Origin of the sequence: Bacillus sp. FSL K6-1000 (assembly GCF_038630785.1) — a bacterium.
GTDB lineage: Bacteria > Bacillota > Bacilli > Bacillales > Bacillaceae > Bacillus > Bacillus safensis.
On the sequence record NZ_CP152042.1, the window covers coordinates 2319215 to 2341497 of the forward strand.

Below are 22283 nucleotides of genomic sequence, written 5' to 3' on the forward strand. Positions count from 1 at the left end.
ACAAAAACAGCACTCAAATGATTTAGAGTTCTCGAAACTTTAAACCTGTAGTAAAGGGTACTCCTCAATATTAGCCCTACTTCGTCCCTCTTCTCATATTCCGTTGAAAACGTTAACCCGTAACTTTTCTGATCAAAAAACAATAGCCATCTGCCTGTTTCTAAACTCTTAACACACCTTCATAATCAAAACCTTGTTCAACATATCCTACATGTAAATGCATACTCTCATCTAAACTATGTATTCTTTCATTTGTACACACTTTCCCCTTACTCCCCTAACTTTTCACATTATACTGAAAATGAATATTCCTCAACTCAACCCAATCAACAAAGTCAGGTACCTTTTTTGTCGTTAAAAAATGTTGAATGATTTGATACGCCTGATTGCGGTCGACATAGCTGCACGATGGCACATACAATGGTGATCCAGCGACCAAATGCTCGATCGTTTGGATCTTTTCTACCTTTTGAAAAGGGACTAAAAAATCTGGATATCTGATGATAAAGAATCCATACGGTTCAGTATAAAAGAAAACTAGACTTTCGCATTCCCAATCTTCCTCTAACTCAATGGAAGATTCCCCGTTTCCTTGTTCCCAATACTCTTCACCCTTCTGAAAGAAGATCCTTTTCATGAATTCTTCTTCCGGATTTTCTACTGGAGCTCCTGTGGGACCGTAGTATAAAAACATCAATATCGCTCCTTCATGCCTATATCAATTTAGATTTAACCGATTGTTCTATTTCCCTCAAGATCATAAAAGGCTTGTGTTTGTTGGTTTAATTTTAGCATGTGAAATAGCTTTGGGTTTAGCTTTTGAAAGGTTTGAGTGCTGACCCATTTTACTTCTTCAATATCATGATCCGGATCTAGAATGTTCATCTCTCCCCCGATCATTTCCGCAAAGAACGTAATGATCAGCGCATGATGCTTTTTATCTTGAAAGAATGCTTCACGAACCGAATGAAGTTCATTTACTTTGACAACATACCCTGTCTCTTCTTTCACTTCACGGATGACAGCCTGCTGCAGGTGTTCACCTTTTTCCACAGCACCGCCCGGAAGTTCCCAATATCCCTTTACATTCTTGACCGTTAATAGATTTTCTTCCTCGTCATAAATAATAGCTGAAACCACGTCTACTCGTTTCAAATGAATCCCCCTTAACATTCCATTCACACCAATAGTCGAATAGGTGGCATGAACTGTTCATTTTATACACTCTTATTGTACTGTATCCTTCATACCGATTGGAGGTCATTGCTTGTAGATGGTCATCATGTTACTTATTGTCCTCATACGATTTACGGGGAATTTCGTTTCTCTTTTGAGACAAATTAAAGCACCAAACGGGAAAATCATCAAACTGTTAGAACATAAAAAAAATAAAACCTCACGCAACTAGCAGGAGGTTTTTTTCCATAGGAGGAATCTTACCGCTTTTCCTCAAACAACATATATCTAATTCGCCGAATATAATGGAGCGCAATATGACCGAGGCATAAAATGAGCCCAATCATCGAAAGAATATAGATGGGCAGCATCAAACCAGGTACATAGTTTATAACAAATCCCAAACTAAACGCTGTCAGCATATATATGCTGATCAACCTCATCAACACCATTTGAAGCCCTCCCTTTCTATAATCACTTTAACATATTTTCCCTTTATCTTCATAATATGCTTTAAAAAAGATGCGAATCCATTAAGACTCGCATCTTTTTAACGTATTCAATTCACCTTTTTCGCCCGGGCTTCCTTCCACTGCTCAAGCTCCGATACTGTTAGTAACTGATATCCTTGTTTGGTCAATTCCTTGATGATCGTGACAGCTGCGTTGGCAGAGGTGTCATAGATGTCGTGCATTAACACGGTTTCTCCGCTAGACGCATGTGAAAGAATGTAGTTTGCGACGTATTGGCTGTTGCGATATTTCCAGTCTTCAGGATCAACGTCCCAAAGCGTGACTTTCATGTTGACAGCTTCGTTGATCTGCCCGTTTGTTCCACCATATGGCGGTCTAAAGTGAGTCGGTGTGAATCCGCTAGCTTTTTCAATAATTTGCTGCGTATCTTCTACTTGTTTGATGGCTTGTTTTAATGGCAGTCTTGTGAGTAAAGGGTGGTTATAGGAATGATTTCCGATTTCATTTCCACCTTTTCTGATTTCACCTAGCATATCAGGATAATATTGAACCCTGCTGCCTAATACAAAAAATGTCGCGTGTCCTTTGTTTTCTTTTAAAGCTGTTAAGATTTTTGAAGTCGTTGATGGATTTGGTCCATCATCAAATGTAAGGGCAATGGCTTTTTGATGTGGGTTAAATATTCGCTGTTTAGGCAGTTTTACAATCTTTCTTTTTGCGATCGGTTCTTTTTTCTCGTTTTTGTTCTTTTCTTTATTGATGTATTCTGGCTTTAACATTCCTTTAAGCAGTGTTTTCTTAATCGCCAGCACTTGAGGGCCTTTCTTGTCTGGTGCAATTTGCCCCGCTGGGAAGTAGAATTCAATAAAACGATCTTTGATGGCAAAATACCGATAATGCTCTGCCTCAGGAGATGTTCCTTGTTTAAGCAAATGCTCGTTTTCAGCAAGAGAGCGATCTTTTTTTAACTCCTCAAATGTCATTTGAGACAGTTTTTTCAGACTTTCTTTCTTTGATAAAAATAGATCATCTATCGATAAAAAATGCTGTTTCTTGAAATCAAAATTGAATATCTTCGTTTCATGTGCGCCTTTTACTCCGCCTTTCAATTCATATGTATTGAATTTGATTGCAGCAGTTTGTTTGGCATAATGAGTAATCTCGTAATCTATGTTTAATTCGTATCGATGATCTTCATCGACATCACTTGCTTCACTAAATGATGTTTTGAATTTATCGAGCGCTGTTTCTGCAAATCTTTTCATCTCTTGATCTAGCTTTTTATGATGAAACACAGGATAGTTCACAGCATATCTTAAGTATCTCCCGTCATTCACGAGGGTCACAATTTCAACTTCTTTATAGCTCGCATCTGGTGCTACCTTCTTCTTCTCTGTCCCGCTTGCCTGCTGATTATGATAAAACGCGGCGATTCCGATGATCATCGCAAGTCCGCATAGGACGAGACTGACTTTCCATTTAATTGACACAAAAATTCTCCTCTCGTGATGCCGTCATGCCTGAATGACGTGTGTTTGTAGGATAGACTTTGCATGCCCCCTTTTTAGTTTGCAAATCACACATTTGTCACATTTTCGACACATTTTTAGAGAGGAATAAAAAAGGACTGATTTCTCAGTCCTTTGATTATTTTTGCATATATAGTTGAAATAATTTCGTTTCTTCATCAATGGAACGCGCTCGATCAAATGCCGCTCTGACCGTCTTTGTATTGTTCATGAGCTCGTACATCATGGTCAGCACAAAGATAAAAGCTGCATTCCCATCTATGTAATCGTCCGGCGCCGAATAAGATGTAGCTCCTGCCTCTAAAAAAGCATCTGCTAGATTTTTCTCTCCTAGTGTGCAGCCTGTAGAGATAACATGAACTCCTTCTAAGGAAGCATACCGCTTGATTTCATCCGCTCCAAAAGCAGTATCCCTAGGCTCTTCATCTTCGTATACATCTTCCCCTAATTCAGGCATGATAAATGCTCCTTCTTCACCATGAAACGATAAAAGAAGGTAATCTATTTCTCCTCTATTTCTACCAGATAACACATGAATCAGGTCATTTGGCCTTCCGATCCAATGCATATCGACTTTCGCGCCGAAGTTTTCAAGTGCTGCACGCAGTGCAAAAGATTCCAACTCACTATTGGGTCCTGCTGCTAACGTAATGCGCATGGCCTGTTGATTCACTTCTATCTCCTCCAGTCTATGATAAAAATAAAACCATTTTTTCCTCATCTGCATATGTATCAGCCCATTTTAACGCTTTTTCTTCGACAGCGTACGACTCAAATCCAACGGAGCGATAGAGGCGCTTTGCTGAATGATTAGTTGTCACCACTGATAAATACACTTGCTCGATGTCCTGCTGTTCTTGCGCGAAGGAAAGAGCTTTCGTCATCAAGGTCTTGCCTGCTCCCATTCCGCGGGCATCAGCTGTTACATACATCGCAGTCAGATTCGCTCGGTGCTTTAACTTCTGCAAGGTTTCTTGGATGAGCGTGACTGCCCCCACAAGCTGCCCTTGATGAAAAGCGCCGAATGTCCACATAGATTGCGCCGAAGCAAAACGCGCTTTATATTTGTCCTTTGTATTGAATTGCTCTTCCTCATAGCTCATTGCAAAACCCTCTGGATTTAATTGCAGTGCTTCTAGTCTGAGTGCTGTATATTCTTCAGCATCATCTGTTGTTAACAATCGAATATTCAGAAAATCACCTCCAAAAGAATGATGGATACTTCCAATTTTATCTTGAAAAGAACTTTGGATCAAAATTTTATTCCTGAATATAAAAAGGCATCCTATAAAAGGATGCCCCTTCACTACCACTTACAGCGCTTCACCGGACGGCAGCAAGGGTTTTTGATATCACTGCCGCAATCGTATTCTTCTACAATATACTCGTTGTGAGTCGATTCAGTGACCGGATAGTAGTTTTCTATTCTTTTAATGTTTTTATTGACGTTTTTAATATGCGTTGGATGAATTTTTCTGATCGTTTGTTCATTCGTTCTTGTGTTGACAATTTGACGTGTGGGGAAAACAACCGTTTCTTCTCGGCGAGGCCCAAAGAAGAAATCATCTAATCGATTTCGGCTCATCTTAACACCCCTTCAAGTTGTCTTTCACTTACACTCTATCGTATGTAAGAGGCACCTTTCGTGATTAGATACATGTCTATTTTTAAAGAAATCCACTTTCTATCTAGTTTTCTTTTTATTTACAAAAGGACAATTTTAACATATTATACAAATGATATATTGAGAAGATAGGACATCCATGAAAACAACACATAAGCTCTTTTTATTCACTGTATTTTTTCTACTCATCATCAAATAAGAGGTGAACGATATGATTAACACGACACAGCCATTCGAACGAAACAAGCTAGACATTGCACTAGAACTAACTCAATTACATCTGAATCAATATCAAACCAATCATCCTGATCAGCTGAGTGAAATTTACGCGAAATATTACGCGCTGCTTGAAGTGCTGGATTTGTCATCCTATGATCAATTAATTGATTTACTGCCAAATGAGCTCAAACAGACGCTTGAGTAAAAAAACCATCTATCCCGTGTGGGTAGATGGTTTTCTTAAATTTATACACGTGCAGCCATATCGGTTTCGATTTGCTCTAAGCTTCTTCCCTTTGTCTCGACTAGCACAAATCGGGTGAATAATAGTCCGATTAAGCAGATGACGCCAAATGAGGAGAAAATAACCCCAAAGCTGAATTGATCTGCCAGGATAGGGAAAACGAGTCCAACTGCTAACGATCCGGTCCAGTTAAAGGCAGAAGAGATACCTGCTCCGATGCCTCTGACAGATAGCGGGAAGATTTCGCCAATGATGATCCAAGTGATCGGTGCCCACGAGAAGGCATAGCACAAAATAAAGCAGCAAAGTGAAATCAATGTCACCCAGTTTAAAATTCCTTCACTGACGCCAAGTGCACCTAATGCGGCTGGTGCAAAGAAAGAAAGAGCCATGCCCGATCCCCCTACAGTGAGAATCGTTCGGCGGTCGAAGCGGTCAACAAATTGTAAAAAGATCACGGTCGTGACGACAAAAATGACACCGACAATGACTGTAAAACCTGCGGCGACCTGCGGCGCAAGGCCTACATTCCGAGCGATACTCGTTGCATAATAGACAATGGAGTTCGCGCCTTGAATTTGTTGAAGGGTCGCCATTCCAACCCCAATGAAAAGAGCCATTCTGAATTTCTTTTGAAACAATTCACGAATACCCGAGCGTTCTTCTTTGGCGACTTCTAAGATTTCCTGCATTTCTGATTCGATTTCTTCACGAGAAGAACGAAGTGATCCTAATACCTCTCGTGCTTTATGAGCCATTCCGTGTTTAATCAAATATCTCGGAGATTCAGGAAGCTTCAGCATGCCAATATAAAGCACGATCGCAAATAAAGCAGCACTTCCCAGCATCCAGCGCCAGCTGTCTGGGATGGGTTCAAACACAAACGCGACAATATAGCTGAGCAAGAGTCCAGTTACAATCATGAGCTGATTGAGTCCAGATAATTTCCCGCGGATTTTAGCAGGAGCGATTTCAGACATGTAAGCCGGAACCAATGATGAGGCTGTTCCTACTGCTGTCCCTAAAAAGATACGAGCGATGGTGAGTGAAATCTCTTCAGGTGCGACAGCTGATCCGATAGCCCCGACAAAAAAGATAACGGATGAGACCAAAATGAGTTTTCTGCGGCCAAATTTATCCCCTAAGAGACCGCTTAAGATGGAGCCAATGATGGCCCCGCCCATTAATGAAGAGACAACAATTCCAAGCCATAATGGGCTGAGCTGAAATTCTTCCTGAATATGTCCTTCCGCCCCTGCAATAATACCAATATCATACCCAAATAAGATGCCTGCAAAGGACCCGAAAAAGAAGATAAATTTGCTTGACACTTTTTTCTCCAAGTGGATGACCCCCTCACTTAATTAACCGCTTACATTTCTCCCTGTGCTTCCACTGTAAACAGTAGAAGATCTTTCACCCTTCTTCTATAAAACCACATATTCTGCATTGACAAGCTTTGCAAATTGAACAATTTGATCAACCGTTAAATTGAGAGACACGACTGTATGATGGCCTCCCCCTTGCTTAATCCATGCTTTGACGCCATCCTGAAAATTCGGTTTGATTTTCCACAATACACGCGCAACTGGTAAATGAGGTGCCGCTTCCTCCGGTTTAAAGGCTTCGACTTCTTGTATCAGCCATTTAAAATGTGTTCCAAAATCAGCTATGGAGACAACGACACCTTCGCCTGCTTTTCCATCAAATACAAGACGTGCTGGATCTTCCCGGTTTCCAATCCCAAGTGGAGACACGACAATGAAAGGTTTTGTATGGGCGAGCGCTGGATCTACTTCCAGCATATGAGATTGCAGCACTGCTTCCTGCCCAGAGGTCATTTCATATGTGTAGTCCTCCATAAAGCCAGTAGATTGATGATGGCTCATCACCTTTAATAAGCGGGATAGTGCAGCCGTTTTCCAATCGCCTTCCCCAGCAAAGCCGTATCCCTTTGCCATCAGCCGCTGTACCGCAAGTCCAGGCAGCTGCTTCATCCCATGTAAATCTTCAAAGTTTGTTGTAAAGGCATGATAGCCGCCTTCATCTAAGAAACGTTTGATGGCGATTTCATATCGTGCCTGCACCTTGACACTTTTTTCCCATTCTTCAACTGAATACGTTCCATAATTCACATCATATTGCGTTAAATACTCAGCAAATAATGCATCTACCTCTTCTTCCTCTACTGCATTTACATATTCGACGAGGTCGCCTATTCCAAAGTAATCAACGGTCCATCCTAATTGAATCTGCGCTTCGATTTTATCGCCTTCTGTCACGGCCACATGCCGCATGTTGTCACCAAACCGAGCTACTTTGATGTGAAAGCTCTCATGATAGGCAGCCGCAACGTCCATCCAATCAGCAATTTGCTGCTGCACATCCGGCTTTGACCAATGACCGGTTACAATTTGGTTTTGTTTATTTAAACGTGCATTGATATAGCCATATTCTCTATCTCCATGTGCTGATTGATGGAGATTCATATAATCCATGTCGATTGTGTCCCACGGAATCTTTTCATAATATTGTGTGACAAGATGCAAAAGAGGTTTTTGCAAAAGATTGGTCCCGCGTATCCACATTTTCGCTGGTGAAAATGTATGCATCCACGTCATCACACCAATGACTTCATCGCGATAATTGACCTCTTTCATAAGTTTTGTGATTTGATCGGAGCTGACAGCCAGCTCCTGCAAGATCACGGGATAAGGAAGTAAACCGCTTTCATTTAAGGCATCTGTCATCTTTTGTGCATTTGCTTTTACTTTCTGCAGTGCTTCATCACCATATAGATGCTGTGACCCAACGATAAACCAAAATTCTTTTTTCTGACTTGTTAACATAGATATCCCTCTTTTCTTTATCTTGAAGGTTTTTGTCCGTAATACGCATGCTTTCCATGTTTTCTTAAGTAATGTTTATCTAAAATTCGCTGCGGCAATGGCTCCGCAAATTCGTTCAATTGCTTGGCAAAAAGGTTCATTTTGGCAACTTCATCTAAAATCACACTGTTTGTGACCGCACTTTTTGCATCCTTCCCCCATGTAAACGGACCATGACCTTGAAGCAATACACCGGGTACTGCCATGACATCTAGGTTTCTTTTCTCAAACGTTTCGATGATCAGCCGGCCGGTCTCTACCTCATAACCGCGATTGACTTCTTCTTCTGTCAGAAAACGAGCGCACGGAACAGCGCCGTAAAATGTATCGGCATGTGTTGTGCCCATTGCTGGTAAATCAAGACCTGCCTGCGCCCAAACGGTTGCCCACATAGAATGGCTATGCGAAATGCCCCCTATTTCCTCAAAGTGTTTGTAAAGAACTGCATGTGTAGCTGTATCTGACGAAGGACTGAATTCTCCTTCCACCACTTCACCGTCAAAGTTCACCACGACCATATCTTTTGCTGATAGCTGGTCATACGCTATGCCGCTCGGCTTAATCACAAACAAACCACTGTCACGATCACATGCACTGACATTGCCCCATGTAAATTTCACAAGTCCGTATTTTGGCAAATCTAAATTTGCTTGATACACTTCTTCTTTTAAGCGATCTAGCATACCGTCGTCACTCCTTTCTTTGGCATCAGATGCGCTACTGCCGCTTCTTCAATCGGAAGCCCCTTTTGATAGCGCTTTAAAAATTCGTCAAAGCCTTTGACATCGAGTGGATCGGGCTCCATGGGCTCTTCTGATGTATGGGCAAATACCCGGTGGGTAAGAAATTCAGCCAATGTTTGCTGATGATGATGGACCATATATGAAGCAAGGACCGCCATCCCAAACGCACCACCTTCTCCCGCTGTTGAAACGACTGATACAGGTGTATTCAGCGCTGCGGCAACCATTTTTTGTCCAACGAGCGGTGTTTTAAATAATCCCCCATGTCCTAGTAAGCGGTCAATCACTACATGCTCCTGTTCCTTTAACCGGTCCATGCCTATTTTCATAGCACCAAAAGCGGAGAACAAATGGGTGCGCATGAAATTAGCGAGGTTAAAGCGGCTTTCAGGAGACCTGACAAAAAGAGGTCTTCCTTCTGGCAGTCTCGTAATATTTTCACCAGAGTAATAGCCATAGCTTAAGAGTCCGCCGCCATCTCGATCTGCTTCTAAAGCTTGCTGCAATAGGGATTCGTATAACCTTTCTGACTCCACTTGCATGCCTAGTGCTTCAAATGCCTCTCTGAATATATTCATCCAAGCGTTTAGGTCACTTGTACAGTTATTCGCATGAACCATGGCAACTGGCAGTCCATCCGGCGTCGTGACAAGATCCACTTCTGGATAGACACCTTTTAGATCCTGCTCTAGCACAATCATGGCAAAAACAGATGTCCCAACAGAAATATTCCCAGTCCGTCTTTCTACACTGTTTGTCGCCACCATTCCCGTTCCAGCGTCACCTTCCGGCGGGCAAAATGGAATGCCTGGCTGCAAATGTTTTCCTTGATCCAAAATGGCTGCCCCTGCTGCCGTTAACACGCCTGCCTCTTCGCCTGCTAAATAGACACGCGGCAGAAGGTGGCGAAGCTTCCACGGATAGCCTTTTTCTGCAATCAATGCTTCAAATTGCTGGAGCATTTCTTCATTGTAGTCCTTCGTTTCGTCATCAATTGGAAACATCCCTGACGCATCTCCAATACCAATGGCCTGCTTTCCGGTTAACAGCCAGTGAATATATCCAGACAAAGTGGTCATATATTCTAATCGGGATAGATGTTTTTCCTCTTGTAAAACCGCTTGATACAAATGAGCAATACTCCATCTTTCTGGAATATGAAATTGAAATACATCTGTCAGCTTTTGACTCGCCTCGATGGTCGTTGCATTTCGCCATGTTCGGAACGGAACGAGAACCTCTCCTGTATGATCACATGCCACATAACCATGCATCATCGCTGATACCCCGATTGAGCCAATGGTTTGAATGGTCACACCATACTTTTGCTCAGCCTGTTCTTTCATCTCTAGATAGGCCACTTGCAGACCTGTAATGATATCAATTAAGTTGTACGTCCAAATTCCATCCTGGAGAAAACTTTCCCATTCATATGCACCTTGTGCAATTGGCTGAAATTCCTCATCTATTAAAATCGCTTTAATTCGTGTTGAACCAAATTCAATGCCTAAAGATGTCCGTCCTTCTTTCAAGGCTTTGGCCGTCTCTTTATGATTCAATCTACGTTCACCCCCATTTTGATAGCGGTTTCAATTTTGTTTTTCTAGATTCATTGATTCTCTGGTACAATCACAATATAATATTTGTACGTACATATGTCAATAATAAATATAGTTGTACATACACAATGTGACAAAAACCTGCATTTTTTCTGGAGGGGTTATGACAGAAAAGGAAAGCGCCTGTTTTTGATTCGACAACCATGTTAAAATATGTCCATACAATTTCTTCTCAATCCGAGTAGATGATCAACTGAGAAAGAAGTGAAATGATGAAAAAGAAGTACCAGATCATTATTGATGATATAAAAAGCAAAATACTCACAGGGGATTATCGGATCGGGGAGCGCATTCCAACCGAATCAAGCCTGCAAGACATGTATCAAGTAAGCAGACATACAGTTCGAAAAGCCATTTTGGAATTGTCCAGCGAAGGATTTTTGCGCAGCGAAAAAGGTTCAGGCACATTTGTGACCAATCAATATCAAACAAAACCTGCGGGACATGCACATATGAAAACGATTGGGGTCATTACAACATACATATCCGATTACATTTTCCCTTCTATCATTCGAGGCATTGAAAGCCGATTAAACGAAGAGAACTATTCCTTGTTACTGGCAAGCACAAATAACGATGTTGAGCAGGAGAAAAAAGCACTGGAAATGATGCTGTCTTTTGGGGTGGACGGACTTATTGTCGAGCCGACGAAAAGCAATTTATATAATCCAAACATTTCGTACTACTTATCCTTTAAAGAACAGGATGTACCGCTCATTATGATCAATGCCTATTATGAGCAGCTAGAGGTTCCTTTTCTCTGTTTAGATGATGTGAAGTCCAGCTATTTAGCCACAAAAGAGCTGATCACCTCGGGCCATCAGCAAATTGGACTTATTTCAAAAACAGATGATTTACAGGGGAAATATCGGATGAAGGGCTATATTCAAGCGCTAGGTGAAGCGAAGCTTAATTTCCTGCCTGAGCATGTGCTCTTTTTCGATACAGAATCTAAGCAGCATTTGGGGGAGCAAATTCACACATTTCTGATGGCGCACAGACATGAATTGACCGCCCTTGTTTGCTATAACGATGAGGTGAGTTTAGAAGTAGCCAATGTATGCAGCGAAATCGGGCTGTCCATTCCAGATGATCTCTCGATTATTGGACAGGATAATTCGTATATTGCCCAGAAAAATGCCCATGTGAAGCTGACAACACTGACCCATCCACAGGAGCAAATGGGCCGTGATGCAGCAGACTGGATGATTAAAAAAGTACAAGGGAAAAAGAATCTCCCTGATCAAACGTTTTACGAGCCTGAATTGGTTCCAGGTGAAACGATCAAACGAATAAAATGAGCCCTTGCCGCAGGTGGCTCATTTTATTTTAGATTCCAGCATATCCATCAGATCATACGCTATACGATCGGGAGAGTCTTGCGTGATTCGATTACGGTAGTTGGATAAAACGACCACGCCTGCTTTTGAATGCGGGCGAAAGCCAATAAAACTGGAGAATCCCGACGTCGCCCCATTATGGCAAATAAGTCCTGTGTCATCGATGACCCAGCCGAGTCCCATTGACATGTTCCTGCCCATATCCCCTCTTGGTTCATGCGTGATTTTCCAAAAAGAATCCGCATCTGCGTGTAGATGGGCCGAGAGAAATGACAATAAATCTGTGATGGTCGAGCGAATAGCGCCAGCTCCTTGATAGTCAAGCATATGAAGCGGCGGAACCTCTTTACCATTTTCTCGATGACCTAAGATCATCTTTGATTTTATATCATCCTTGATAGTAATAAAGGTACTTGATAGATGAAGCTCATCCACGATATATTCCATCAATAGCTGTTCATATGTTTTGTGACGAGACCAGCCCATGATTAAACCAAGCAGCCCGATACCCACATTGGAATAACGAGATGGAAAGCTTTTTGGCTGATTCCACTTTTTCGAGTTTAACAGTTTCATTAATTCATCGAGTGAATATTGACAGAACATATCTCTTCTCACTTTAGGAAGGAAGCATAGCTGCAAATCTCTAAGAAGACGATGCGGAGGAAGTCCAGACGTATGGGTTGCCAGCTGCTCTATTTGAATGGGATGATTCTTTCGAATATGAGGACAATACAGTGAAATCGAATCATCGAGTTTCATCTGCCCTTTTTGCAACATGCTTGACAATATACTTGTCGTAAAGACTTTTGAAATCGAGCCAATCTCAAAAATGACATCCTCTGGCTCCACTCGCTTTTGTATAGGGTGATCCCCGAAATGAAAGACATGTGTTTCCCCTTGATGAATCAATCCGATCACAAGCAGTGCGTCCTTCTTTTTCTCTATATAAGAGGAAGCGATTCTCTGTACTTCTTGTTTGAGCGTCATTCATTCTCATCCTTTCTCTTCGTTTTGATGTGGGATCAATTGATCGAGCTTTTCATAAATCGATGTCAATGTGGAGATCTCATCGAGGGATAATGCTGAATAATATTTTTCAATAATCGCAAGCTCTACCTTTCTCATATTCTCGAGGTACGTTATGGCCTTCTCAGAAAGTTCAACATGCAATTCCCTCCGATTATGCGGGTTAATGCTGCGGCAAATCCATTCTTTTTTTTCAAGCGTGTTTAACAATTGACTCACTGCACTTTGAGTGATACCTAATTGCTGGGCAATTTGAATAGGAGAACTTCCCCCTTTCTGTTCAATAAAATTCAGTACAATATGCTGCTTATCGGTTAACTCATCTACAAATAATTCTTCAAACTCTAATCGGAGCTTTTGATGGATGCGAGCTTCGATATTGTTTAGCTCTTGGATCATAGCTGTTTTGGATATCAATTTTATCACCTTCATAATTAAGATACCTTAAGTATAAAGCAACCTTTATATTAAAACAAGAAAAAATCCCCATCTTTTAGAAAGATAGGGAACTTGCCTATTACGCCTCTTCTTTAGGAGTAGGCACCGCACATACGCCATCTGCACATGCCGCTTCAAACGCATTGTCAGCAGCTTTCTCTGCTTGAGCTGCTTCCTCTTTCCAAGCTGTTTCAAGTGCACGCAGGAACGTATCTGCTGGCTGGGCACCTGCAACTGAATACTTGTCATTGATCAAGAAAAATGGAACAGCATTGATACCAAGCTGTCTCGCTTCTTGTTCGTCTTTTCGGACATGATCGGCAAATGCTTCGCCGCCCAAAACTCGCTGTACTTCCTTCTCATCAAGGCCTGCTTTTTCTGCAATGTCTAAAAGGGTTTGACGGTCCCCAACATGCTTTCCATCTGTAAAATACGCTTGAAACAGCTCTCCCATGACGAAATCGCCTTTCCCCATTTGACCAGCATATTGTGCCAATCGATGAGCATCAAAGGTGTTTGTCAACACGAGCGGATCAAATTGAAAATCGATTCCTTTCTCTTTGCCGGCCTGCTTCACCTGCTCATTCATCGCCATTGCCTGGCTGCGGCTCATTCCATATTTTTTGACGAGCATATCATGGACATCATAATCGATCTGAGTAGGTGCATGTGGATCAAGCTCGAAGCTTTTAAACTCGATTTCTACCTGTTCCTTCTCTGGGAATTGTTCAAGCGCTGTTTCCAGCTGTTTTTTTCCTATATAACAAAAAGGACAGGCAATATCTGACCAGATTTGTACTTTCATCTTCATCTTCCTTCCGTGTTTACGCTTTTTCTTCAACGATGTAACAATTATAGTTACATCAAATAGAAGATGTCAAGATTCTGATCTTGATTGAAATGAAAAAGCCTCTCCTTTTAAGAAAGGAAAGGCTTTGAAAATATCTATTCTAAATTTGCATGGTGACCGTACATTGTATGTGTGTCGAGCTCTTTTATTTCCATTAACCTTAAAATGACCGCATCGTATGTCAGAAGAAGCGATTGCTCAAATAGTGAGCCCATTGGCTGAATGGTATGATGGTTTCCTTCCTGTTGATCCTTCGGTGCACCTGACAATAAGATGACTTCATCCGATAGATCAGCTAAAGGTGACTCAGCAGAAAGCGTGAACGCTGCCACTTTTCCACCAATTGCTTTTGCTTTTTTTGCAAGGACGAGTAAAGACTCTGTACGGCCAGATCCGCTCCCCACAATCAAAAGATCCTCTTCTGTAAAAGAAGGCGTATTCGTTTCACCAATTACATATGCCTTGACGCCAATATGCGTAAGTCTCATCGCAAACGATTTTCCCATCAAGCCAGATCTGCCTGCACCTGTCACAAAGACTTTTTGTGCAGATAAAATACTTGTAACCAGGCGCTCTGCTTGTTCGTCTTGAATGGCAGACGAATGATCAGAAAGCTCATTTAAAATGGCTTTCACATAGTCGCTGGTCTTCATGATTGTGCGATCAGCTGCTTCATTTGTGCAGCCACTTCTGCTTTATTGTCCTGGCTTGCGATACCGCCGCCGACAATGATTAAATCAGGGTTTAATTTCACGACTTCAGGTAACGTATCAAGCTTAATTCCACCTGCAATCGCTGTTTTCGCCTGCTTGACAACTTCTTTAATCGTCATAAGATCAGCAAATGAATTTTGACCAACTGCTTGCAGGTCATAGCCTGTATGCACACAAATATAATCGACTCCAAGCGCATCCAGCTCTTTTGCACGGCCTGCGATATCTTTGATGCCAATCATATCAACTAAAATTTGTTTTCCTCTTGCTTTCGCTTCTTTCACCGCTCCTTGAATAGACATATCTTCTGCCGCTGCAAGAATGGTGACAATATCTGCTCCAGCTTCAGATGCCTGCTGCACTTCATAGCCGGCAGCATCCATAATTTTTAGATCAGCGAGTACACGTAAATTCGGAAAAGCCTGCTTGACTTCTCTTACAGCACGAAGCCCTTCGTTAATCACAACAGGTGTCCCAATTTCGACCACATCAATGGATGCTTCTACTTCTTTGATCAGCTCAATTGCCTCTGGTATATTCACTAAATCTAATGCTAATTGTAATTTCATAACTTTCACTCCCGTTTTTCATCTCATCTTCAAGAGCTCCGCGGATGATGCATCTTGAACGATGAAATGAGTATAACAACAGGAATGACGCAATGTAAGTACGCACTTTTTTTTTACATACTATACTTTTCCGCATATGGTTACAAAAAAGATACTGTCTTTTGGGCAGTATCTCAGGGTAAAGACAAAGGGCTAAAATAAAGTTATTTTAGCCCTTTGCCTACAATCGTCTTTCTATTTATCATCTTTTAAGAAATTGCTGTCGAGATATTGTTTTCCCCAATCATACATCGCCTCTAAAATCGGCATTAAGCTTTCTCCTAGTTCTGTGAGAGAATACTCAACCTTTGGCGGGACGACAGGATAAACCTCCCGGTGCACAATGTGATCTTCCTCTAATTCTCTTAGCTGATTGACAAGCATTCTTTGCGTAATCCCAGGCATTAACGACTTTAACTCACCAAAACGTTTTGTCCCTTCTCTGCCAAGGTGCCATAAAATCAGCATTTTCCACTTACCGCCGATAATATTCAGCGTCAGCTCCTTTTCGCAGTTGAACACTTTATTTTCCATTCGTGATGACAACGACATACACTCCTTTAATAACAAACCAATTAGGTTTTATCATAACTGCAACAAAATGGATTGCCTAGCATATGGTCTTCGTTATTGATTTTGTTTTTTAACAAAAGCCATCACAGCCTCCGTCATTTTTTGTGCTTCTTTTGGCGCCCTGTCTGATCCAAACCATTTGTTCAAGTCACTGTGGCTCAGCGTATGCACCCGAAAAACAAACCTAGAGCCTTTGTCATGATTCAGTTTTCCAGCAAATCTGTACACCTCAGGATTTTCCCAGCCCGTGACCAAATAGACAGGTGGTAAATTCTTTTGATTCATATAAGTGACAGGTGATGCCTTTGTCCAGTTCTTCTCTTGTTTGCCAAAGACTTTTTTGTACGATGGGATGGCTTGTATAAATTGATTGATGTTTAACGGCCCGTCAAGAACCACAATGGAATTGATCGTTGTTGGCGACAGCCCCACACGTTTTAAGTAAGTCGAATCTGTGGCAACCAATGCCGTCAAATGACCGCCCGCTGAGTGACCCATGACATTGATTTTTGATGAATCAATTTGATATTCATCCGCATGATCCTTCACCCATTTAATGGCGTTTGCCGTATCATCTGCCATCTGCTCATAGTTGGCATTAGGGTGAAGCCTGTAATTCATCGAAACAAACACATATCCTTGACCTGTAAAATAATCAGCTTTAGAAGCGACTCTATTCTTATCGCCGCCTGTCCAGCCGCCGCCATGGAGATAGATCATGACTGGATGCTTCTTCTTTTTATCTTCATCTTTGCCCTTCGGCATATACATATCGAGTGTTTGCTGTTTATTTTGTGTGTCTGCATAATGGATGTTTGTCGTCGGTTTAGGCTGGTTGAAACGGAACACAAAGAATGCGCATACCAATAAGCCAGAGATGACAACCGCAAATAAGAGCCATTTCAAGATTCGATTCAATGTCATTGCACCTTTCTATGTTGGGATGGGGAAGCATATTTAGGCATATGTTGGTAGACTATCATGATTCATTTGATACGACTTGTATGACCTGAACCGTTTCACAATAAAAAGAAAAATACTGTTCTTCATAATCTTCGACAAAGTAATTCAAATATTCCCAGCCTCTATCCAAAAGTTGAATGTTCAAAAAAAGATAGGAATCGTTTGTTAACTCCAAATCTTTGATTTGAACAGAAGAGACATTGGTGAATTTCAGATGAATGTCTGCTTTATGGGTCGCAGATTCGTATGGGATATGTAGATGAATACAGTTGATCAAGTCGTAATGTTCATTATACTCTTTAAAGTAGTGAAATTCATTGATTTGCTTTAGATGGTTGATATCGAAATCAGGGATTTGCTTCTGGATTTTTTCATCTAAAAACCATGTCATCGTTTGTCCTCCAAGAGGTTATTGTATAAGTGCAATGATTTGTTTCCTTGTTTCTTCATGGTATTGAACGTAGGAATGCAAAAAAGGATACGATTCAAGGATATGTTGAAACGATTTGATTTGAGGGTATTGCTCTTCAAATGACTGACGCAGCACGTTTAACTGTTTTTTCGGTATTCGTTTATGATCAACCACATAACTCAAGCTCCCTGCAACAAGTGAAAAAAATAAATAAAAATCACCTGAGGGCATACCAGTTTTTTCTTCAAAAGAGACGATATCATCTGGATAAGAGGTATCTAATAAGTATTGATAACGTTGTTTTAAATCATCGAATAAGCCTTGTTTATCACGGCTGATTTTCATGGGTCTTTCTCCATTCTCTCATTGTTTTTAACATCTTATCTAGATAATCGATCCATTTTTCTACACTACTAAACATCAATTCTATCTCCTAACGTATTCTCCTATTTTTTCAATATGAACTCTATTTTTATCATGTCACGGAGTTTGTAAATATTCTTCAAATGAGAATAAAGTCCGCTTTTTTTCGAAATTCGCTTAAGATTTTCTGATCTCCTGTAAAAATAACATCTGTCGAATCAAAGAAACCGATTTCGAACACAGCTTGAGGAATAACGGGTGTATAATTTACATCCCAATATTTTTCATTTTCATCAATTTGAGGTATTGAGTTGATATTCAAATGATGTACATGACGAGGCAATGCGGTCAAAACAGCGAATATAAATGAATAAGAATAGTCATTTAAGAATTTTTTGAAATGTTCACCCTTTAGAAATAAAAAATCCATATAATCTGGCATCACTTCTGAATGGGATTGATTTTTACGATCATGAAGCATTGTGAGTGTCACATCGCTTATGACCCAGTTGTAGTCTTCTACGTTTAAATTCACTTTCTTAACTAATTCATTTGCTTCGAATAAATCTTCTGCTAATACGATTCTCATATACTTGCTCCATTTCATAAAATTTAAATCCCATTAGGCAAACTAAAAATATTCTACAGTATCGAAGTCTGTCCATAATTTCCAATCAGTGTTCGTGTTTACATTTAAAATCAATAAATCTAATCTTCAAATACATAGAACATGTAGATATATGTAAAATTTATTTTCTAGTTTTATAATTTCGAATAAGTTCTTTTTTAAAATCATCAGGAAGTCTTTGATTCGGAAATACAACTGAAATCCAACCTAATACAACCTCATCTAGAGTTCTCCACGTTTTTAACGTTTGGCTATTCATCTGTTCTAATTGATGAATCGCTAATACTCCTATCTCATAACCTCTTTCGCCATAAATGATCCATTTCGCAGAAGGGGAAACCCATATCACACGTGAAGCAATATCCATTATGCTATCATTTACACTCTCTATCGGATAATCCGTTAAGAGATCCAGGTAACCACTTGGTGTAAGGTTTAACGGGATTTTCACCCAAGGATAATAACCAAAACTATGATAATAATCATCCATCGTCTTCTTCTCATCTAATACTGCCATTAGTATATATTCATCTCTATGGTTCAAAGCTAAATCTTTTAGTGTCTCCCAGCTATCGTCTGATAATAACCAATGAAATTCTTCGAATAAGTAATAAGGTGTTTTTGTTTTCAACACTTGATCAGGGAATGTCTTTGTCCTGTGAATGAGCATATGAATAAATGATTGAACATGTTCAAATTCTTTTGGATCGGATATAAACAAATGTTTCACTTTATGCTCCTTTTATATCTTTGGGTGAATCATCAGTCATCATTTCACCGCTTGTAACATGACGCATAATGAGATAGCATTTGATTGAGATAGTCATCAAATGTTTTTTGATCCTTCAATATTAGTTCTAGCCAATTTGCTAAATCAGGGTGGTTCAGTGGCTTCCACTCTTCTTTTAATAACCTATTTTTCACAGAATCTTTTGTTGACACCGTACCTATGATACAAATTTCCATATCTCTATCTCCCCAAATCGCCCACTGTAAAGAATGAGATAACCAGACACTATGTTCGAATTCGTGATTATATCATCCGCTATGTAACCTTTTGGGTGCGTCCATAGTGCATTTACATAATCCTCATCTGAAATGTTCACACTCGTTTTCAGCCAATTATAATAACCAAATTCCTTCAAATAGTATTCGGTTGGATCTGGTTGAAGGACTGCAGTCAAAAATTCTCTATCTTGTGTAACATTTGATAACTCTTTTATTGTTGGTAAAATATCATCACTCAATGCCCAATCAAACTCTTGAAACAAAAAACAATCAAAATTCTTACGGAAAACTTGTTGTGGCAGCATTTTATTTTGGTCAAACACATTGTCCACTAAATTCTGATAGGATTTGAATTCTTCTTCTGAACGAATAAATAAGTCTTCAAGCTGTTTCAAACAAATGCCTCCACTCGTGTCAATCTAGTAGTTTTTTAATTCTTCCTCTATATCTTTCTTTAATGTTTGAATTTCAATTGAAACCGAATCTTTTCGATTATAGAAAATGGACGGATTGATTCCATCTGCTATCATGCCCGGAAGCCACTCTTCTATAAAATCGTCTAAATCAATCATTTCTGGCACTGTTTTTTTCCCATGGATCGATTGCGCTATAAGCGGCATGATTCTCTGTCGGCCAAAAATGAAGCTGCGGCACACCATGTTCATCCTCTGACATCACCCATCCATTCTCATTTCTTAATGACCAAACCTCTTCAAAATCAACAATCTTTTTGATGAAATAGGCATAACGCTTTTTCGCAGATAACTGGATGGTGGTTTCTAATTCTTTCGGGTGCATGGTCATTGCGTCACTCCTTATCTATTTATTTACTGTAGAGCGCGACATGATTTTAGAGATTACTTATTGAATACGACGACCCCATATGGATTGTAAAACAAATCATCTTCAGGATAAAAATCGTATTCAATCAGATCTAACTTTATTTGCTGACCTTCATCATAGATAATCTTTTCTTTTAAAGTTTCTCTTTTTTCTTGAATAGATTTGTTTATCCAATTTAAAAAGTGCCGCTCTATTTCATCAGCATGAAACCCTTCAAACATCATTTCAGGCTCTCCAAATTGTTGAAAACCACTGGTGACATACACAACATCACTTTCTTGCACAATAGAAGTCATATATTGATAAGTGTTGAATTTTTCCATTAAACTTAACCATGACTCCTTCATAAAAGATCGACCAGATGATTCAACTTTTATCGCCGTGCCATCAATCTTTAGTAAATCCTTAGTACATTGTACAAGAGCGTTTATTTCTTCTAAGGATTCAGTCATCCCAATGATACATGTTTGATGCTTATCTATTTGTTTAAGTTTTTCTGCATTGAATTGTTCTTTTGGAAGGAAAGTCTCGCTTAATTGATCAATATGATCAACTACTTCAAGGTCGTAATAAGTTCCAGTTAGTTTTTGTATAATTCGATGATTAACATATATATAATCATTCAATTCTTAGAGTTCTTTTAAATGATGTGACCAAAATCCTGGAATTGCGATAACTGTTTCAGGCATAAAATTTACTCCTTTTATTTAAATTAAGGCTAAGCCATAAGAATATAACAAGATGTTCTATAGGAACTATTTGTATTTTTCTAACCAGTCATTCAAATCATCTACAGAATGTAAGTAAGAATAATGTAAGTAAGAATTAGGTGAATCTTTCAAATCAATTCCACTCAAAAGAACCAACATATCCCAAACTTGATCATCGTCTATTTCTGGATCGTCTGAAGAAACGTAATTTTCAGCCCAATCAGAAACTTGTTCTCTGGTGATCGTCCCCTATAAGACACGGAGTAAGACAAATATTAATAAAGCTGTTATAAATCATCAATTCCGACTTATTTTTTCTGTTTATGAATAAAAAAAGAATATTTAATATGAAATACCATATTAAATATTCTTTAGGGAGAATAGCCGTTATTACTTAGAATCTTTTACAATACAACTCTCTATATACACAAACAAAAAATTCAACAAATTGATAAACTTCTTGCCTAGTTAGCAATATTTTTATAACTAGATATGAAGTGTTCTAGCTGATTCTTTAAGTCTATTATTTTGAATTGGTCTAAGTTTAATTCAAAATCAAGTGTTTCTTCAAAATCAACTTCATTATATTCAAGTTTAATTAAAGTTTGTTTAGTGCTTCTTTCAATTATAACTTTAAGTTTTCCGTCTAATGAACTTGATACATTTTTCTTATTAACATGTAAAAGACTTTTATGCCAACTGTTGAAGAAACGAAGATTTAATTCAATTTCTTCAAAGCGAATGTAAATATTTTTTTTAGATAATAATAATTGACTTACAAAATGATAACCATTATCAAATTCATCTGACTGTTTGGCTCTCAGTATCTTAAATTCTATTTTGTCATCATTATTTATAAAACTAAAACTCTCCATACAATCCTCCTAAAATACAGAGATAAATTCTATTATGTCATTATGCAATGATTTCAGCAAAAAATGATCTATTTTCTGCTCAAGATAAATAGTACATTGCGGATTTTCAGAATCTTTACTGATAATTATAGAAAAAGTATAATCATCTACTTTTTCTATAATTAGTTCAACTTGTTTTGTAAAATCTCTCAAACAGCACTCTTTTAAATGACCGTTAAGTATACTTTTTACATCAGCCAAAAATTCATTCAATAACTTCTTATTAAAATTAAGTTTGTAAAGAAGAATTTTTTTATTTAAGGATGAGTAATCAAATCGACATGTAAATATCTCATTTTCACCCTCAATATATTCATCTAATTCAAGTGAAATCTGGCAAATGGTATTGTTTAAAGAAAAAACTTTCATGTGTATG

General features: G+C 39.3%; 30 protein-coding genes. 2 read left to right on the forward strand and 28 right to left on the reverse strand.

Going from position 1 to position 22283, the window contains the following annotated elements; all coding sequences use genetic code 11:
- Positions 1 to 277 precede the first annotated feature (277 nt).
- From MHI46_RS11955 to MHI46_RS11980, 6 genes are all read right to left on the reverse strand, one after another.
- The gene (locus MHI46_RS11955) at positions 278 to 694 is read right to left on the reverse strand and encodes a hypothetical protein (RefSeq protein WP_260774387.1); all 417 of its coding nucleotides are present in this window, start codon (positions 692 to 694) and stop codon (positions 278 to 280) included.
- Positions 695 to 729: 35 nt separating this feature from the next.
- On the reverse strand, positions 730 to 1155 hold the full coding sequence (locus MHI46_RS11960) for an NUDIX hydrolase (protein WP_260774389.1): 426 nt from the start codon (positions 1153 to 1155) through the stop codon (positions 730 to 732).
- A gap of 580 nt (positions 1156 to 1735) precedes the next feature.
- Positions 1736 to 3139, reverse strand: coding sequence for a polysaccharide deacetylase family protein (locus MHI46_RS11965; protein WP_260774390.1), 1404 nt, complete (start codon positions 3137 to 3139; stop codon positions 1736 to 1738).
- Between the two features lie 157 nt (positions 3140 to 3296).
- Positions 3297 to 3851, reverse strand: a complete 555-nt coding sequence (locus MHI46_RS11970; protein ID WP_041086306.1) for a hypothetical protein — start codon at positions 3849 to 3851, stop codon at positions 3297 to 3299.
- 16 nt (positions 3852 to 3867) lie between these two features.
- Positions 3868 to 4434, reverse strand: a complete 567-nt coding sequence (locus MHI46_RS11975) for a GNAT family N-acetyltransferase (RefSeq protein ID WP_260774392.1) — start codon at positions 4432 to 4434, stop codon at positions 3868 to 3870.
- 50 nt (positions 4435 to 4484) lie between these two features.
- On the reverse strand, positions 4485 to 4763 hold the full coding sequence (locus MHI46_RS11980; RefSeq protein ID WP_047201941.1) for a CotD family spore coat protein: 279 nt from the start codon (positions 4761 to 4763) through the stop codon (positions 4485 to 4487).
- A 250-nt stretch (positions 4764 to 5013) separates the two neighbouring features.
- On the opposite strand from MHI46_RS11980, the gene MHI46_RS11985 reads away from it, so the two are divergent.
- Positions 5014 to 5226 (forward strand): hypothetical protein, encoded by a 213-nt coding sequence (locus tag MHI46_RS11985; protein ID WP_024427922.1) that lies wholly within the window; start codon positions 5014 to 5016, stop codon positions 5224 to 5226.
- A 41-nt stretch (positions 5227 to 5267) separates the two neighbouring features.
- Here the strand turns inward: MHI46_RS11985 and MHI46_RS11990 are convergent, their stop codons facing one another.
- The 4 genes from MHI46_RS11990 to MHI46_RS12005 all read right to left on the reverse strand — a co-directional run bounded on the left by MHI46_RS11990 (position 5268) and on the right by MHI46_RS12005 (position 10455).
- Positions 5268 to 6608 carry a sugar porter family MFS transporter gene (locus tag MHI46_RS11990; protein ID WP_034280034.1) on the reverse strand — a complete coding sequence of 447 codons (1341 nt, stop codon included), beginning with the start codon at positions 6606 to 6608 and terminating at the stop codon, positions 5268 to 5270.
- 84 nt (positions 6609 to 6692) lie between these two features.
- A complete protein-coding gene (gene araA / locus MHI46_RS11995; RefSeq protein ID WP_260774395.1) occupies positions 6693 to 8114 on the reverse strand; it encodes an L-arabinose isomerase in 1422 nt (473 codons plus the stop codon).
- 17 nt (positions 8115 to 8131) lie between these two features.
- Positions 8132 to 8836, reverse strand: coding sequence for an L-ribulose-5-phosphate 4-epimerase (locus tag MHI46_RS12000; RefSeq protein ID WP_039180113.1), 705 nt, complete (start codon positions 8834 to 8836; stop codon positions 8132 to 8134).
- The gene (locus tag MHI46_RS12005) at positions 8830 to 10455 is read right to left on the reverse strand and encodes an FGGY-family carbohydrate kinase (RefSeq protein WP_251180507.1); all 1626 of its coding nucleotides are present in this window, start codon (positions 10453 to 10455) and stop codon (positions 8830 to 8832) included. The genes MHI46_RS12000 and MHI46_RS12005 overlap by 7 nt, the downstream gene beginning before the upstream one ends.
- Positions 10456 to 10727: 272 nt before the next feature.
- Between MHI46_RS12005 and MHI46_RS12010 the strand changes: the two genes are divergently transcribed.
- Positions 10728 to 11816 (forward strand): GntR family transcriptional regulator, encoded by a 1089-nt coding sequence (locus tag MHI46_RS12010; protein WP_144464489.1) that lies wholly within the window; start codon positions 10728 to 10730, stop codon positions 11814 to 11816.
- An 18-nt stretch (positions 11817 to 11834) separates the two neighbouring features.
- On the opposite strand, the gene MHI46_RS12015 is transcribed toward MHI46_RS12010, so the two are convergent.
- The 18 genes from MHI46_RS12015 to MHI46_RS12100 form a co-directional block, all read right to left on the reverse strand.
- Entirely contained in the window at positions 11835 to 12845 is a 1011-nt protein-coding gene (locus MHI46_RS12015) for a serine hydrolase (RefSeq protein ID WP_251180508.1), read from the reverse strand.
- Positions 12846 to 12851: 6 nt separating this feature from the next.
- Positions 12852 to 13310: a MarR family transcriptional regulator gene (locus MHI46_RS12020; protein WP_251180637.1), complete on the reverse strand. Its 459-nt coding sequence runs from the start codon at positions 13308 to 13310 to the stop codon at positions 12852 to 12854.
- A gap of 91 nt (positions 13311 to 13401) precedes the next feature.
- The gene (locus MHI46_RS12025; protein ID WP_251180509.1) at positions 13402 to 14127 is read right to left on the reverse strand and encodes a DsbA family oxidoreductase; all 726 of its coding nucleotides are present in this window, start codon (positions 14125 to 14127) and stop codon (positions 13402 to 13404) included.
- Positions 14128 to 14267: 140 nt separating this feature from the next.
- A complete protein-coding gene (gene hxlB, locus MHI46_RS12030; RefSeq protein WP_058839029.1) occupies positions 14268 to 14825 on the reverse strand; it encodes a 6-phospho-3-hexuloisomerase in 558 nt (185 codons plus the stop codon).
- Positions 14822 to 15454: a 3-hexulose-6-phosphate synthase gene (hxlA, locus tag MHI46_RS12035; protein WP_251180510.1), complete on the reverse strand. Its 633-nt coding sequence runs from the start codon at positions 15452 to 15454 to the stop codon at positions 14822 to 14824. The genes hxlB and hxlA overlap by 4 nt, the downstream gene beginning before the upstream one ends.
- Positions 15455 to 15688: 234 nt before the next feature.
- Positions 15689 to 16027 (reverse strand): winged helix-turn-helix transcriptional regulator, encoded by a 339-nt coding sequence (locus MHI46_RS12040; protein ID WP_034646559.1) that lies wholly within the window; start codon positions 16025 to 16027, stop codon positions 15689 to 15691.
- 93 nt (positions 16028 to 16120) lie between these two features.
- On the reverse strand, positions 16121 to 16990 hold the full coding sequence (locus MHI46_RS12045) for an alpha/beta hydrolase (protein WP_251180511.1): 870 nt from the start codon (positions 16988 to 16990) through the stop codon (positions 16121 to 16123).
- Between the two features lie 55 nt (positions 16991 to 17045).
- On the reverse strand, positions 17046 to 17420 hold the full coding sequence (locus MHI46_RS12050; protein ID WP_251180512.1) for a hypothetical protein: 375 nt from the start codon (positions 17418 to 17420) through the stop codon (positions 17046 to 17048).
- A gap of 18 nt (positions 17421 to 17438) precedes the next feature.
- Entirely contained in the window at positions 17439 to 17786 is a 348-nt protein-coding gene (locus MHI46_RS12055) for a YxiJ-like family protein (protein WP_251180513.1), read from the reverse strand.
- A gap of 157 nt (positions 17787 to 17943) precedes the next feature.
- Complete coding sequence (locus tag MHI46_RS12060; protein WP_251180514.1) at positions 17944 to 18393, reverse strand: phage tail protein; 450 nt, start codon at positions 18391 to 18393, stop codon at positions 17944 to 17946.
- Between the two features lie 160 nt (positions 18394 to 18553).
- On the reverse strand, positions 18554 to 19162 hold the full coding sequence (locus MHI46_RS12065) for a hypothetical protein (RefSeq protein WP_251180515.1): 609 nt from the start codon (positions 19160 to 19162) through the stop codon (positions 18554 to 18556).
- 217 nt (positions 19163 to 19379) lie between these two features.
- Complete coding sequence (locus MHI46_RS12070; protein ID WP_260774405.1) at positions 19380 to 19835, reverse strand: hypothetical protein; 456 nt, start codon at positions 19833 to 19835, stop codon at positions 19380 to 19382.
- A 24-nt stretch (positions 19836 to 19859) separates the two neighbouring features.
- Positions 19860 to 20012, reverse strand: coding sequence for a DUF2750 domain-containing protein (locus MHI46_RS12075; protein ID WP_235354819.1), 153 nt, complete (start codon positions 20010 to 20012; stop codon positions 19860 to 19862).
- Positions 20005 to 20244, reverse strand: a complete 240-nt coding sequence (locus MHI46_RS12080) for a DUF2750 domain-containing protein (protein ID WP_235354769.1) — start codon at positions 20242 to 20244, stop codon at positions 20005 to 20007. Before MHI46_RS12080 ends, MHI46_RS12075 begins: the two co-directional genes overlap by 8 nt.
- A 53-nt stretch (positions 20245 to 20297) precedes the next feature.
- Positions 20298 to 20909: a hypothetical protein gene (locus MHI46_RS12085; protein ID WP_251180517.1), complete on the reverse strand. Its 612-nt coding sequence runs from the start codon at positions 20907 to 20909 to the stop codon at positions 20298 to 20300.
- Between the two features lie 129 nt (positions 20910 to 21038).
- Positions 21039 to 21236, reverse strand: a complete 198-nt coding sequence (locus tag MHI46_RS12090) for a DNA-binding protein (RefSeq protein WP_313902629.1) — start codon at positions 21234 to 21236, stop codon at positions 21039 to 21041.
- Between the two features lie 221 nt (positions 21237 to 21457).
- Positions 21458 to 21868: a hypothetical protein gene (locus MHI46_RS12095; RefSeq protein WP_039180146.1), complete on the reverse strand. Its 411-nt coding sequence runs from the start codon at positions 21866 to 21868 to the stop codon at positions 21458 to 21460.
- A 9-nt stretch (positions 21869 to 21877) separates the two neighbouring features.
- Positions 21878 to 22276, reverse strand: coding sequence for a hypothetical protein (locus MHI46_RS12100; RefSeq protein ID WP_224928979.1), 399 nt, complete (start codon positions 22274 to 22276; stop codon positions 21878 to 21880).
- Between the last annotated feature and the right edge of the window lie 7 nt (positions 22277 to 22283).

Excerpts from the sequence above, each read along its gene's own strand:
- MHI46_RS11955 (WP_260774387.1), bottom strand. The coding sequence starts at position 694 with ATGTTTTTATACTACGGTCCCACAGGAGCTCCAGTAGAAAATCCGGAA.
- MHI46_RS11980 (WP_047201941.1), bottom strand. The coding sequence starts at position 4,763 with ATGAGCCGAAATCGATTAGATGATTTCTTCTTTGGGCCTCGCCGAGAA.
- MHI46_RS11985 (WP_024427922.1), top strand. The coding sequence starts at position 5,014 with ATGATTAACACGACACAGCCATTCGAACGAAACAAGCTAGACATTGCA.
- araA (WP_260774395.1), bottom strand. The coding sequence starts at position 8,114 with ATGTTAACAAGTCAGAAAAAAGAATTTTGGTTTATCGTTGGGTCACAG.
- MHI46_RS12000 (WP_039180113.1), bottom strand. The coding sequence starts at position 8,836 with ATGCTAGATCGCTTAAAAGAAGAAGTGTATCAAGCAAATTTAGATTTG.
- MHI46_RS12010 (WP_144464489.1), top strand. The coding sequence starts at position 10,728 with ATGAAAAAGAAGTACCAGATCATTATTGATGATATAAAAAGCAAAATA.
- MHI46_RS12015 (WP_251180508.1), bottom strand. The coding sequence starts at position 12,845 with ATGACGCTCAAACAAGAAGTACAGAGAATCGCTTCCTCTTATATAGAG.
- MHI46_RS12025 (WP_251180509.1), bottom strand. The coding sequence starts at position 14,127 with ATGAAAGTACAAATCTGGTCAGATATTGCCTGTCCTTTTTGTTATATA.
- hxlB (WP_058839029.1), bottom strand. The coding sequence starts at position 14,825 with ATGAAGACCAGCGACTATGTGAAAGCCATTTTAAATGAGCTTTCTGAT.
- hxlA (WP_251180510.1), bottom strand. The coding sequence starts at position 15,454 with ATGAAATTACAATTAGCATTAGATTTAGTGAATATACCAGAGGCAATT.
- MHI46_RS12040 (WP_034646559.1), bottom strand. The coding sequence starts at position 16,027 with ATGGAAAATAAAGTGTTCAACTGCGAAAAGGAGCTGACGCTGAATATT.
- MHI46_RS12045 (WP_251180511.1), bottom strand. The coding sequence starts at position 16,990 with ATGACATTGAATCGAATCTTGAAATGGCTCTTATTTGCGGTTGTCATC.
- MHI46_RS12050 (WP_251180512.1), bottom strand. The coding sequence starts at position 17,420 with ATGACATGGTTTTTAGATGAAAAAATCCAGAAGCAAATCCCTGATTTC.
- MHI46_RS12055 (WP_251180513.1), bottom strand. The coding sequence starts at position 17,786 with ATGAAAATCAGCCGTGATAAACAAGGCTTATTCGATGATTTAAAACAA.
- MHI46_RS12060 (WP_251180514.1), bottom strand. The coding sequence starts at position 18,393 with ATGAGAATCGTATTAGCAGAAGATTTATTCGAAGCAAATGAATTAGTT.
- MHI46_RS12075 (WP_235354819.1), bottom strand. The coding sequence starts at position 20,012 with ATGATTGATTTAGACGATTTTATAGAAGAGTGGCTTCCGGGCATGATA.
- MHI46_RS12080 (WP_235354769.1), bottom strand. The coding sequence starts at position 20,244 with ATGACCATGCACCCGAAAGAATTAGAAACCACCATCCAGTTATCTGCG.
- MHI46_RS12095 (WP_039180146.1), bottom strand. The coding sequence starts at position 21,868 with ATGGAGAGTTTTAGTTTTATAAATAATGATGACAAAATAGAATTTAAG.
- MHI46_RS12100 (WP_224928979.1), bottom strand. The coding sequence starts at position 22,276 with ATGAAAGTTTTTTCTTTAAACAATACCATTTGCCAGATTTCACTTGAA.